The organism is Neptunomonas sp. CHC150 (genome assembly GCF_030397555.1).
Classification (GTDB): Bacteria; Pseudomonadota; Gammaproteobacteria; order Pseudomonadales; family Balneatricaceae; genus Neptunomonas; species Neptunomonas phycophila.
The window spans coordinates 377,124-389,873 of sequence record NZ_JAPNXU010000006.1; the positions used below are offsets into that span (position 1 = coordinate 377,124).

General features: G+C 46.1%; 10 protein-coding genes. 9 read left to right on the forward strand and 1 reads right to left on the reverse strand.

Going from position 1 to position 12,750, the window contains the following annotated elements; genetic code table 11:
• Nucleotides 1-67 precede the first annotated feature (67 nt).
• A complete protein-coding gene (gene acnD, locus OW491_RS07825; RefSeq protein ID WP_290035454.1) occupies nt 68-2,659 on the forward strand; it encodes a Fe/S-dependent 2-methylisocitrate dehydratase AcnD in 2,592 nt (863 codons plus the stop codon).
• A gap of 69 nt (nt 2,660-2,728) precedes the next feature.
• Complete coding sequence (gene prpF, locus OW491_RS07830) at nt 2,729-3,907, forward strand: 2-methylaconitate cis-trans isomerase PrpF (protein ID WP_290035455.1); 1,179 nt, start codon at nt 2,729-2,731, stop codon at nt 3,905-3,907.
• A 113-nt stretch (nt 3,908-4,020) separates the two neighbouring features.
• Here prpF and OW491_RS07835 read toward each other — a convergent pair whose 3' ends face one another.
• On the reverse strand, nt 4,021-5,613 hold the full coding sequence (locus tag OW491_RS07835; RefSeq protein WP_290035457.1) for a cation:proton antiporter family protein: 1,593 nt from the start codon (nt 5,611-5,613) through the stop codon (nt 4,021-4,023).
• Between the two features lie 150 nt (nt 5,614-5,763).
• On the opposite strand from OW491_RS07835, the gene ftsY reads away from it, so the two are divergent.
• From ftsY to tolB, 7 genes are all read left to right on the forward strand, one after another.
• Nucleotides 5,764-7,095 carry a signal recognition particle-docking protein FtsY gene (gene ftsY, locus OW491_RS07840; RefSeq protein ID WP_290035459.1) on the forward strand — a complete coding sequence of 444 codons (1,332 nt, stop codon included), beginning with the start codon at nt 5,764-5,766 and terminating at the stop codon, nt 7,093-7,095.
• 125 nt (nt 7,096-7,220) lie between these two features.
• Complete coding sequence (ruvA, locus tag OW491_RS07845; RefSeq protein WP_075172322.1) at nt 7,221-7,853, forward strand: Holliday junction branch migration protein RuvA; 633 nt, start codon at nt 7,221-7,223, stop codon at nt 7,851-7,853.
• A gap of 76 nt (nt 7,854-7,929) precedes the next feature.
• Nucleotides 7,930-8,943: a Holliday junction branch migration DNA helicase RuvB gene (ruvB, locus tag OW491_RS07850; protein ID WP_075172321.1), complete on the forward strand. Its 1,014-nt coding sequence runs from the start codon at nt 7,930-7,932 to the stop codon at nt 8,941-8,943.
• 306 nt (nt 8,944-9,249) lie between these two features.
• On the forward strand, nt 9,250-9,930 hold the full coding sequence (gene tolQ / locus OW491_RS07855; protein ID WP_178969768.1) for a protein TolQ: 681 nt from the start codon (nt 9,250-9,252) through the stop codon (nt 9,928-9,930).
• Nucleotides 9,931-9,954: 24 nt separating this feature from the next.
• Nucleotides 9,955-10,371, forward strand: coding sequence for a protein TolR (tolR, locus tag OW491_RS07860; RefSeq protein WP_075172319.1), 417 nt, complete (start codon nt 9,955-9,957; stop codon nt 10,369-10,371).
• Nucleotides 10,372-10,377: 6 nt separating this feature from the next.
• Nucleotides 10,378-11,451, forward strand: a complete 1,074-nt coding sequence (gene tolA / locus OW491_RS07865) for a cell envelope integrity protein TolA (protein ID WP_290035462.1) — start codon at nt 10,378-10,380, stop codon at nt 11,449-11,451.
• A 12-nt stretch (nt 11,452-11,463) separates the two neighbouring features.
• A complete protein-coding gene (gene tolB, locus OW491_RS07870) occupies nt 11,464-12,750 on the forward strand; it encodes a Tol-Pal system beta propeller repeat protein TolB (protein ID WP_075178959.1) in 1,287 nt (428 codons plus the stop codon).

Here is a 12,750-nt window from a genome sequence, read left to right on the forward strand (position 1 = left end):
CTGACTTTCTGAATATCAAAAGAATGGAGGCGGGTGATAGCTGCATAATCACTTTTAGGATGCTGTTATGAATACTAATTATCGAAAACCACTGCCTGGTACGTCATTAGACTATTTTGACACTCGCGAAGCGGTAGATGCAATTGAGCCCAATGCTTACGCGGCTTTACCTTATACTTCACGCGTTTTGGCCGAACAACTTGTACGTCGTTGTGAGCCAGAACTGCTTACTGACGCCCTCAAACAATTAATTGAACGCAAACAAGATCTGGACTTTCCTTGGTACCCAGCACGCGTCGTGTGCCATGATATTTTAGGCCAAACTGCTCTTGTTGATCTAGCGGGTCTGCGTGACGCTATTGCCGATCAAGGTGGTGATCCTTCAAAAGTTAATCCCGTAGTCCCTACGCAGCTTATTGTAGACCATTCGCTTGCGGTAGAGGCTCCTGGCTTCGATGCAGACGCATTTGAAAAAAACCGTGCTATTGAGGATCGCCGTAACGAGGACCGTTTTCATTTCATTGAATGGACAAAAACAGCCTTTGAAAATGTGGATGTCATACCCGCTGGCAATGGCATTATGCATCAGATCAACCTTGAGAAGATGTCTCCGGTTATCCAATCCCGCGAAGGCGTTGCTTTCCCCGATACCTGTGTTGGAACCGATAGTCACACTCCACATATTGATGCATTGGGAGTGATAGCGGTAGGGGTTGGGGGGTTAGAAGCCGAGACAGTCATGCTTGGGCGCCCGTCAATGATGCGCTTACCGGATATTATTGGGGTTGAGCTGGTGGGCAAGCGTCAGCCTGGCATTACGGCAACTGATATAGTACTGGCCATTACCGAATTTTTACGCAACCAAAAAGTCGTTTCTTCCTATTTAGAGTTTTTTGGAGACGGGGCCAAAAATTTAACGATTGGAGATAGAGCGACTATCTCGAATATGACGCCTGAGTTTGGGGCGTCGGCAGGCATGTTTTATATCGACGAGCAAACGATTGATTACCTTAAATTAACGGGCCGCGAGCCTGAGCAGGTTGCTCTTGTCGAAAAATACGCAAAACAAACAGGTCTGTGGGCAGATGATTTAGCTGGCGCACGCTATGAGCGCGTTCTAACCTTCGATTTATCAAGTGTTGGTCGTAACATGGCAGGACCATCGAACCCTCACCGCCGTTTACCTACGTCCGACCTTGAAGCCCGTGGTATTGCGGGGGCTTGGAAAGAAGAGTCCGGTCTAATGCCTGATGGGGCGGTAATCATCGCGGCCATTACTAGTTGTACCAATACCAGTAACCCTCGCAATGTGGTGGCTGCAGGCTTGATTGCCCAAAAAGCGAATGCCTTAGGCCTTGTACGAAAGCCATGGGTTAAAACGTCTTTTGCTCCTGGATCTAAAGTTGCTCAATTGTACTTGGAAGAGTCTGGATTGCTGCCTGAGCTGGAGCAGCTTGGGTTTGGTATTGTTGGCTTTGCTTGCACAACCTGTAACGGAATGAGCGGTGCACTGGATCCTAAGATCCAGCAAGAAATTATTGATAGGGACCTGTATGCGACCGCGGTGTTGTCGGGCAACAGGAATTTTGATGGACGGATTCATCCGTACGCTAAGCAAGCATTTTTGGCTTCTCCACCATTGGTTGTTGCGTATGCGATTGCTGGGACGATCCGTTTTGATATTGAAAAAGATGCGCTAGGAACTGACAAAGATGGTAAGCCAATTACGCTAAAAGATATCTGGCCAACAGATGAAGAAATCGATGCGATAGTAGCCACAAGCGTTAAACCTGAGCAATTTAATCAAATCTATATTCCAATGTTTGATCTAGGAAAAGCGCAGCGTTCAGAGAGCCCTTTGTACAACTGGCGGCCACAAAGTACTTATATACGTCGTCCTCCTTATTGGGAAGGAGCGCTAGCAGGCGAGCGAACCATGAAAGGTATGCGTCCATTAGCCGTGTTGGGAGATAACATTACCACTGATCATTTGTCGCCTTCCAATGCCATCATGTTAAACAGTGCCGCTGGGGCGTACCTGCATAAAATGGGCTTGCCAGAAGAAGATTTTAACTCTTATGCAACTCACCGTGGAGACCACCTAACGGCACAACGTGCAACGTTTGCGAACCCCAAGCTTCTCAATGAAATGTGTACTGATGAACAGGGTGAAATTAAACAAGGATCGTTGGCACGTATCGAGCCTGAAGGTAAAGAAAGCCGGATGTGGGAGGCTATCGAAACTTATATGGAACGAAAGCAGCCACTGATAATTATTGCGGGTGCGGATTATGGACAAGGTTCCTCACGTGATTGGGCAGCTAAAGGCGTTCGTTTGGCTGGTGTCGAGGTTATCGTGGCCGAAGGGTTTGAGCGTATTCACCGTACCAACTTGGTTGGCATGGGAGTACTTCCTTGTGAGTTTATTGCCGGAGAAACGCGTCATACATATCAAATTGATGGCACCGAAACCTTTGATGTAGAAGGTGCGATTAAACCGAGAGCTGAATTAACTTTGATTATCCATCGAAGAAATGGTGAAGAGCTCCGTGTGCCGGTAATTTGTCGTTTAGACACGGCAGAAGAGGTGTCCGTTTACAGTGCTGGCGGCGTTTTGCAGCGCTTTGCACAAGACTTTTTAGAGTCGACTGCAGCCTAGCCTTCACATTATAAGCAGGTGCTGATCATTAATAAGTAGTATTGGCACCTTGTTTTAGGAGTATTCACGATGAGTATTTTGCCTCAAATAAAAATCCCGGCGACATATATGCGCGGCGGCACTAGCAAAGGGGTGTTTTTTAGCTTAAAGGACCTGCCTGTTTCCGCGCAAACACCCGGCGCGGCGCGTGATAATTTATTACTACGCGTAATGGGTAGCCCAGACCCCTACGGCAAGCAAATTGATGGTATGGGAGCGGCGACGTCAAGTACCAGCAAAACGGTTATTTTATCTAAAAGTGAGCAAGCTGATCACGATGTTGATTACCTGTTTGGCCAAGTATCTATCGATAAGCCGTTTGTTGATTGGAGTGGAAATTGTGGCAATTTAACGGCCGCGGTTGGTGCGTTTGCTATTAGTAATGGTTTAGTGGATCCCAGTCGTGTCCCTGAAAACGGAACGGCCATTGTACGTATTTGGCAGGTTAATATTCAAAAAACGATTATTGCTCATGTTCAAATGACGGATGGTGCCGTCCAAGAAACAGGCGATTTTGAGTTAGATGGCGTTACTTTTCCAGCGGCTGAGGTGCAAGTAGAGTTTATGGATCCGGCCGACGGGGAAGGCGCTATGTTTCCAACAGGTAACCTAGTGGATGACTTGGTGGTTCCGGGTGTGGGGACGTTAAAAGCAACACTCATTAATGCCGGTATACCGACGATTTTTGTTGAGGCTCAGGCCCTCGGTTACAGTGGCACGGAGTTACAAGATGATATTAATAGTGACGTTAAGGCGCTAGCGACCTTTGAATCCATCAGGGCCCATGGCGCGGTTAAGATGGGGCTAATATCCCATATATCCGAGGCGTCTACGCGCCAGCATACACCTAAGGTAGCTTTTGTTGCTCAACCGAGTGATTACGTATCGTCCAGTGGAAAGTCGGTGACGACAAACGATGTGGACTTGTTAGTACGGGCGTTATCAATGGGTAAGTTACACCACGCCATGATGGGGACAGCTGCTGTAGCAATAGGAGCCGCAGCCGCTGTAACGGGCACTTTGGTTAATCAAGCCGCAGGTGGTGGTGAACGAACGGCTGTGCGTTTTGGGCATCCTTCCGGGACACTGCGAGTGGGGGCAGAAGCTACGTTAGAGTCTGGTCAGTGGCAGGTTAAAAAAGCGGTAATGAGCCGCAGTGCCAGAGTGCTCATGGAAGGCTGGATCCGAGTTCCCGGCGATAGTTTTTAATTATGCATTGATTGTAAGTTTGAAGTAGGCCTATAGCTGGTTATGTTACCTATCAGGGATAATTAGCTACTACTTCTTTAGCCCCGCTTGAGCGGGGCTTTTTTTGTTACTAGTTAGTGAGAGAGAGCCGCCCCATTTGGTTGTTCACCAATGAGTAACAAGCTCTCTTCTGCAAAACCGATACCCGCTTCTGTGTAGAAGTTAAATACGTTATCAATACCTGCTTCGAGTAACTCATTGCGTTCGTCAGGGTAGCGAGCGATGGCGGCTATTTTCCCGTTAAAGTTAGCTTTGTGGAGTTGATTGGTGATGTTGCGATTATCATCAATAGATGGCAGTGCAAGTAGCACTAAGCTGATGCCGGACAGGTCAAAGCTCTCCCATAAATCAGCATCTTCACCGTCACCAAAAAAAACATTAAGCCCTTCTTTTTGATAACGTTCTACTCGTTGACGGTCCGCATCAAGGCCAACAACACGCTTATCAATCATGTTCTGCAAAGCTTTAAAAGAGCCGGTGCCCACACGCCCCAAACCAATGACCAAAATATCAGCTTCAGGCGGTTGAATGAACTCATCCTCAGGTAGGCGTTTAGCTGATTGGAAAGTCTTGATGGTATCTTTATAGGCCAAATAATAATGATGGGCATTGCGATAAAGTAAGCTAGTGACAATAAAAGAAAGGGAGACCGAAAGCGCCAAAATGACTAACCATTCTTTGTTAAGCCATCCCGAATCCACGCATAAAGCCGCTACGATCAGGCCAAATTCGCTGAAGTTGCTCAGGGCTAGAGCACCAAGAAATGAGGTGCGACCACGTAGCTTAAACCGCGTAAAAACGGCGAAGAACATTAACGCTTTTACGAGCAATAATATGCACAACAAACTGGCTATTCCTAGCATTGACCACGTTGGCAATGCGGTAAAGCCAATGGATAAGAAAAAGCCAATTAAGAATAGGTCTTTAAAGCTTAATAACGATTTAGTGAGCTCAGTAGCTTTGGGGTGATGGCTTAGTAAGACACCAAAAACGAGCGCTCCAAAATCACCTTTTACACCCACCAATTCAAATAGTTGATAACCACCTATCGCTAAGAAAAAGCCATACAGTGGCAGCATTTCGCTGTGACCTACACGAAGTAATAGAACATCCAGTGCTGGTCGAATAAACACTAAGCCAAAAAGCAACAAAGCCCATGGTGAGGGGATTTTTCCTGTAGCAAACACCAAGAAAACGACCGCTGCAATATCTTGCACGACAAGAACGCCAATGGCGATTTGTCCATGGCGCGTTTTCATTTCACCGCTTTCTTCTAGCAGTTTCACAATGCACACGGTGCTACTAAAACTAAACGCAAACCCTAAAAGAGCCGCTGTTTTGAAATCTATGTCGATAAAGTACGGCAAGCTAAGGATGCTGAGCCCAATAATCAAGGTGCCCATGACCAGAGTCCAGGCTCCCATATGTAACAGTGAGGTAGCCCAAACTTCTTGTTTCAATAAATCTTTAACATGCAGTTTTAGCCCAATGGTAAACAGCATGAGTGTTATACCCAAATGCGCCAACGTCTCTAAGCTTTCCGTAGGCTCAAAGCCTAAGAAATTTAACAAAAAGCCAGCAATCAAAAAGCCGATTAGGGCAGGAAAGTTGAAGTATTTAACAAGTAAGCCGCAGACAAATGCGAAAAGTATCCAAATAAATTCCATAGACGTGACAAATTTCCATCAATAGGTTTGTACAGCGGCTCTCTATGATAAGATTAGCCCTTTCAAATCATACCAGTAACAACAGAATAGTTAGCCTTTCTTTTTTGGTTCTTTCAATAGGAGATTGGTTTAGGTGTTTGGGGATTATCCATGTTCAAAAAGCTGAAATCTATCTTCTCTTCTAATGAAGATAAACAGGACGTTAACGAATCAGATGTACAGCAGGGAGAAGTAGTATCAGTTGAAACCGCTGACAAGCTTCCTGAAGATAAAGTAGACGAAGCGTCCCAGTCGAGTGAGCAAGTAAACGACACCATCCCAGATACGCTTTCAGAAGAATCAACCGAAGTGGTACACGATGCCGCTGCCGCCATAAAGGATGAACTTCCCGTTTCCGCTAAAGAGCCTGTGTCTGCCCCGCAAGACATGCAAGCAGAAAGTGCGCAAGAGCCTGAAGTGACCGAAGTGCAAACAGAGCCTGAAGCCGATAAGGCCCCAGAGCCTGTAGTGATTGATACGCCAGCTGCCACACCCGCTGTTGTAACAGACGAATCGCCGCAAAAGAAAGGCATGTTTGCTCGTATTAAAGCCGGGTTAAGCAGGACCAAGGCTAATTTGACTGAGCAATTGGGTACACTTTTTCTTGGTAAAAAAGAAATAGACGATGAGCTACTCGAAGATATAGAGACGCTGCTGCTAACTTCCGATGTAGGCGTAGAAGCAACAACGGATATTATTGATCGTCTTACTTCGCGCGTCCAACGTAATCAGTTAGCGGATGCACAAGCTTTGCATCAAGCTCTTAAAGATGAACTGGCTGGGTTATTAGGCGATGTTGAACAGCCGTTAGTTGCCCAAGCTGAGAATGCTCCTTATGTGATTCTCATGGTGGGTGTTAATGGGGTAGGTAAGACAACGACGATAGGCAAGCTGACAAAGCGTTTCCAAAGCGAAGGGAAAAGTGTGATGTTGGCTGCTGGCGATACCTTCCGAGCCGCGGCTGTTGAACAACTGCAAGTGTGGGGCGAGCGCAATAATGTACCGGTCATTGCCCAGCATACAGGTGCCGACTCGGCTTCCGTGTTGTTTGATGCGGTGCAATCAGCTAAAGCTAAATCTATTGATGTATTAATTGCTGATACGGCAGGACGTTTGCAAAACAAAGACCATCTAATGGAAGAGCTGGAAAAGGTTGTGCGAGTCATGCGCAAAATCGACCCAGCTGCACCTCATGAAGTTATGTTGGTTCTGGATGCAGGCACCGGCCAAAACGCCATGAGTCAGGCTAAAATCTTCCAAGAAGCCGTGGGTGTCACAGGTATTACGCTGACTAAGTTAGATGGCACAGCCAAAGGCGGCATTATTTTTGCGATTGCTAAGCAATTGAAGTTACCTATTCGTTTTATTGGGGTAGGGGAGCAAGTAGACGACCTTCGTCCTTTTAAAGCTGATGAGTTTGTTGAAGCACTTTTTGACGAGTAATCCTAGGGTTTAAGCAATAGTTTCTGCGAGTGTGATAAGTATCGCGACTCGCAGTTGGTATTTTTAAACGGCTACTGTATATTCATACACTGTTGTTGGCTTTGTGAAATAGGGTAGGTAGAGACGTGATCGGACGCTTAAAAGGTGAATTAGCAGAAAAACAGCCGCCTCATATCATGGTGGATGTGAATGGAGTTGGGTATGACGTCGAGGCGTCGATGAATACGTGCTTCAAATTACCAGATCCCGGTTGTAGCGTTACACTATATACCCACTTTGTAGTGCGAGAAGATGCTCAGTTATTGTATGGCTTTTATGATAAATACGAGCGCACTTTATTTCGGGCGTTGATTAAAGCCAGCGGTGTGGGGCCTAAACTTGCTCTATCTATTTTGTCCGGCATGACAGCTCAAGAGCTGGTGGCTTGTATGCAGCGCGAAGATGCCGCCGCGCTTACACGTATCCCTGGAGTGGGTAAAAAAACTGCCGAGCGCCTAATAGTCGAGTTAAAGGATAAGCTAAAAACATTACCGGCCGCTGAGCCTGCCGACTTCCAGTTAACGGGTAATGATTTACCTGAAGCCGCGTCAGCTGCTATTGATGGATACCGCCAAGAAGCAGAAAGTGCTTTGGTATCGCTGGGCTATAAGCCTGCCTTGGCTGCTAAAGCGGTTGCCCAAGCCGAGAAACAATTAGGCGATATTAACAGTAGCGAGTCGTTAATCCGGTTAGCACTTAAATCAATGGTCTCTGGCTAAAACTTCTTCATACTGCAGGCCACTGAGAATAAGTAAGTACAATGGTAGGTTTCCCGATGTTATTGCGAGGTTGTAAATGATCGAAGCGGACCGCTTTATAGCGCCCACACAGACTAGTAAGGTGGAAGAGCAGTTCGATCGTGCAATTCGCCCGCAAAAACTATCGGATTACACCGGTCAGCCCGTTGTTAAAGAGCAAATGGAAATTTTTATCCATGCGGCTCGTAATCGCGGTGAGGCGCTGGATCATACACTGATTTTTGGGCCTCCTGGGCTTGGTAAAACAACGCTGGCTAATATTATCGCGCATGAAATGGAAGGCGATATTAAAACAACATCTGGCCCTATTTTAGAAAAAGCCGGAGATTTAGCCGCCTTACTAACAAACTTAGAAGCCGGTGATATTTTATTTATTGATGAAATACACCGCCTTAGCCCGAATGTAGAAGAAGTTTTGTATCCTGCTATGGAAGACTACCAGCTGGATATAATTATTGGTGAAGGGCCTGCCGCTCGATCCATTAAGCTCGATCTGCCTCCTTTTACTTTGGTTGGGGCAACCACCCGAGCTGGCTCACTCACTTCTCCCTTGCGAGACCGCTTCGGTATTGTACAGCGTCTTGAGTTTTATAATATCGAAGACTTAACCAATATCGTGATGCGCTCAGCCCGTTTATCAGGAACGATTATTAGTGAAGAGGGGGCAAAAGAGGTGGCCAAGCGCAGCCGGGGTACTCCTCGAATTGCTAATCGCCTATTACGACGGGCTCGGGACTATGCCGAAGTTAAAGGCGATGGTGAAATCACCAAGCCTATTGCTGACCTTGCGCTGAATATGCTGAGTGTGGATGAGCAAGGGTTTGATCATATGGACCGTCGTTTGTTGTTAGTCATGATCGAGAAATTTGCGGGTGGTCCAGTGGGGGTTGATAACTTAGCGGCTGCGATCAGTGAGGAACGAGAGACAATAGAGGATGTTTTAGAACCTTATCTGATTCAGCAAGGCTATATTATGCGAACACCGCGAGGACGTGTCGTTACCGATCATGCTTATCTCCATTTTGGCATCGATAAACCCTCCATCGATTAGCCTGCCTCTTGGTTTTACCCTCCTAAACAATTGTTTTTAAAACACACCGCGAGTATTGAAAATATATTAGCGGTTTGGCTCTTGCGTATCTTGTATAAATTTGCGCGCCTGATATTGTGTGCACACTTAAATAGGGTCTTTTCGTCGCTAAAAGCGTCCTAATTACCTCATCTGCTGAACTTTTACCAAGGTCGTCAATCACAGATTTGTGCCTATGGAATAGGTTTGCAGGATATTCGTGCATCTTTTGTTGTTTACTTATGAATTGGCATAAGTAAGAACGGTTTGGTATTGGAGATTTTTACAGTGGGTGAGCAGCTTTCGATCTGGAGTCTGGTAGTCGAAGCCAGTTTGGTCGTACAAATTGTAATGGTTATCTTGGTGTTGGCCTCTTTTCTTTCTTGGATCGTTATCTTTCAGCGGATTTCTGTTTTTGGAAAAGCAAAAAAAGGGTTGCGCGCATTTGAAGAGCGATTTTGGTCCGGCGTAGATTTGGGGCAGCTTTACCGAGAACTTAGCGACACTGATAAAGCGCTAGAGGGCGCAGAACATATTTTTTGCTCGGGTATCAAAGAATACACGCGCATGACACAACAAAAGAATTATGATCCCGACGCTGTGATGGACGCTGTGCAACGTAGCATGCGTGTGGCTTTGTCACGAGAGGAAGAAAAGCTAGATCAGCATCTTCCCTTTTTGGCTACTGTGGGGTCGACAAGTCCTTATATAGGTTTGTTTGGTACGGTATGGGGAATTATGAACTCATTCCGTGGTTTAGCTAATGTACATCAAGCAACCTTGGCCTCTGTTGCGCCAGGCATATCTGAAGCGCTTGTCGCTACCGCTATTGGTTTGTTTGCTGCTATTCCGGCTGTAATTGCTTATAACCGTTTTTCTGCTCGATCAGAAGGGATGATGAGTCATTACGAAACCTTTGCCGAAGAGTTTTACGCTATTTTGCATCGTCGTATTCATTCACCGCTGTAATCGTTTTCTCTATAGGTATTTATCATGATTAGACGCCAGAAGAAAAAACGGAAACTTAACGCGGATATAAACGTCGTTCCCTACATCGATGTGATGATGGTGTTGTTGGTGATCTTTATGATTACGGCCCCTATGCTGACGCAAGGTGTCAGTGTTGATTTGCCTCAAGCCGCTTCTGACCCAGTAAACGATCAGGATCAAGAGCCGGTGGTTGTAACCGTGGATAAAGACGGGGCTTATTATATTAACATTGGCGGTGACGATACTACTCAGGTCTCTCAAGAGGAAGTTTCCGAAAGAGTCGAGAAAATTTTAAATGAAACACCAAACCAATTGTTGCTTGTTCGTGGCGATAAAAACGTAAGCTATGAAAAAGTGGTTGGTTTGATGGCATTGTTGCAGCAGGCTGGTGCAGCCAGTGTTGGCTTGGTAACTGAGTAATTATCTGTGCGTATACGTAGTTATATATTACCGGTTGTACTTGCGTTACTTGTGCACATTTGTGTGGTGCTCTTGTTGGTTCCTCATTGGTTTCAACAGAGACAAGACCCGCGTCAAACACCGCGGCACATCCAAGCCACGATGATTGATTTAAAATCATTGGCCACAGAGGTCGCAAACCAGCAACAAATTGCCGAAGCTAAAGAAGAAGCTGCTCAGAAACAAGCCGAGCAAGCGCGCCAAGCGACAGAGTTAGAAAAGCAGGAACAAGCAGAGCAGGCAAGACAAGCTCAAAAAGCTGAAAGAAAGCAGCAGGCTGAAGCTCAAGCTCAAAAAAAGAAGCTTGAAGAGCAAAAGCAGCAAGAAGCTCAAAAAAAGTTGGAAGAGCAGAAGGCTAAAGAGGCTCAACAAAAGAAAGAGGCTGAGCAAAAGAAGGCTGAGCAAGAAAAGGCAAAAGCTAAAGAGCTAGAAGACGCCCGAATCAAGAAGGAAAAAGCTGATGCAGCTGCGGCAGAAGCAGAGAAAAAGAAATTAGCGGAAGAAGCTAAAAAGAAAGCCGCTGAGAAACAAAAGCAAGAGGCCGCGCAAAAAGCCGCTGAAGCTGAGAAGTTAAAAGCCGCTGAAGCTGCTAAGAAAAAAGCGGAGGCTGACAAGCAACGCAAAGCCGAAGAAGCTAAACGTAAAGAGGCAGAGCGTGTTGCTGCTGAAAAAGCAGCGGCAGAAGCGAAACAAAAAGCAGAGTTAGAGAAACGCCGCCAAGCGGCATTAGAGAAGAACAAGCAAACAGTCGCTGATTTTAGTAGTTATGTGGTCAGTGAAATATCGCGACGCTGGATTCGTCCCGCTACAGCCCGCAATGGTATGCAAGCAACGGCATTGGTTGTTTTATTCCCTTCGGGAGAAATAGATAGCGTTGAAATTGTACAAAGTAGTGGCGATCTGGGATTTGATCGTTCGGCCGAAAATGCGGTATACAAGGTAGGGCGATTCTCGCGGGCGTCAGAAATTGATCCGGTGTTGTTTGACCGGAACCTACGTCGTATTAAAGTGATTTTTAGGCCAGAAGGCTTACGGTATTAAGGTGATTAAACAATGAAAAAATGGTTCATAAGTGCGTTTTTAATGATGATGGCTGTCACAGCACGTGCAGATCTAGTCGTTGAAGTAACGCAAGGTGTGGATGCGCCAACTCCTATTGCTGTCGTACCGTTTCAGGCAACTGGTTTAGCTTTAAATGAAGACATTGCTCAAATCGTTTCTGATGACTTAGGGCGTAGTGGTTTTTTTAAGCCAATGAACCGTTCTAATATGTTAGGCACGCCGTCAACTGAGGAGCAGGTGTTTTTTAGAGATTGGCGGGTATCTGGCAATGATTACATGGTTATCGGGCGTGTAGCTCCTGCGGCTAACGGTCAAGTGCAAGCCAGTGTTGAATTGTATGATGTACTAAAAGAGCGGAAAGTGTGGTCTGAGACGGTTACCGGTAATAGCAACAACTTACGCGACGTTGCTCATTATATTTCTGATCAAGTTTTTGAAAAGCTGACAGGCTTAAAGGGCGCTTTTTCTACACGCATTGTTTATGTAACAGCGAAGATGAATACGCCTGGTAATTTTACGTACAAACTACAGATGGCTGATTCTGATGGGGCTCGTCCAAGAACTATTTTGCAATCAAAGGAGCCCATTTTATCGCCAGCATGGTCTCAAGACGGCTCTAAATTAGCGTATGTGTCTTTTGAAAGCAGCCGCCCAGCTATCTACGTGCAAGAGTTAGCAACTGGCCAGCGCCAGAAAGTTCAAACGTTTCGTGGTTTGAACGGTTCTCCTGCGTGGTCTCCTGATGGGTCGCGGTTAGCATTGGTTTTATCAAAGGATGGTAACCCTGAAGTCTATATTTTGACATTAGCGACGGGGCAGCTTGATCGGGTAACGCACCATTACGGCATAGACACTGAGCCAACGTGGGCACCTGATGGGCAGTCTATTTTATTTACATCGGATAGGGCGGGATTACCGCAAATTTATTCACTAAATCTTCCGACTCGCGAACTGAAGCGCTTAACTTATGAAGGCAAGTATAACAGTCGTGGTCGATTGACTCAGGATGGTCGTTTCCTGACGATGGTTCATCAAGACGGTAGTGGTTTCCACATTGCTGTTCAGGACCTAAAAACAAACCGACTGGATATTTTAACAAGTTCTAGTCTCGACGAGTCTCCGACAATTGCACCTAATGGCAGCATCATTATGTATGCGACTAAAAAAGGTGGAAAAGGGGTTCTCGCCGGTGTTTCTCTTGACGGTCGTGTACGTTTTACCATGCCTAATGGTGATGGGGATGTGCGTGAACCGGCATGGTCACCGTACTTGCAATAA

Excerpts from the sequence above, each read along its gene's own strand:
- tolR (WP_075172319.1), top strand. The coding sequence starts at position 9,955 with ATGATTAGACGCCAGAAGAAAAAACGGAAACTTAACGCGGATATAAAC.
- prpF (WP_290035455.1), top strand. The coding sequence starts at position 2,729 with ATGAGTATTTTGCCTCAAATAAAAATCCCGGCGACATATATGCGCGGC.
- tolB (WP_075178959.1), top strand. The coding sequence starts at position 11,464 with ATGAAAAAATGGTTCATAAGTGCGTTTTTAATGATGATGGCTGTCACA.
- OW491_RS07835 (WP_290035457.1), bottom strand. The coding sequence starts at position 5,613 with ATGGAATTTATTTGGATACTTTTCGCATTTGTCTGCGGCTTACTTGTT.
- acnD (WP_290035454.1), top strand. The coding sequence starts at position 68 with ATGAATACTAATTATCGAAAACCACTGCCTGGTACGTCATTAGACTAT.
- ruvB (WP_075172321.1), top strand. The coding sequence starts at position 7,930 with ATGATCGAAGCGGACCGCTTTATAGCGCCCACACAGACTAGTAAGGTG.
- ftsY (WP_290035459.1), top strand. The coding sequence starts at position 5,764 with ATGTTCAAAAAGCTGAAATCTATCTTCTCTTCTAATGAAGATAAACAG.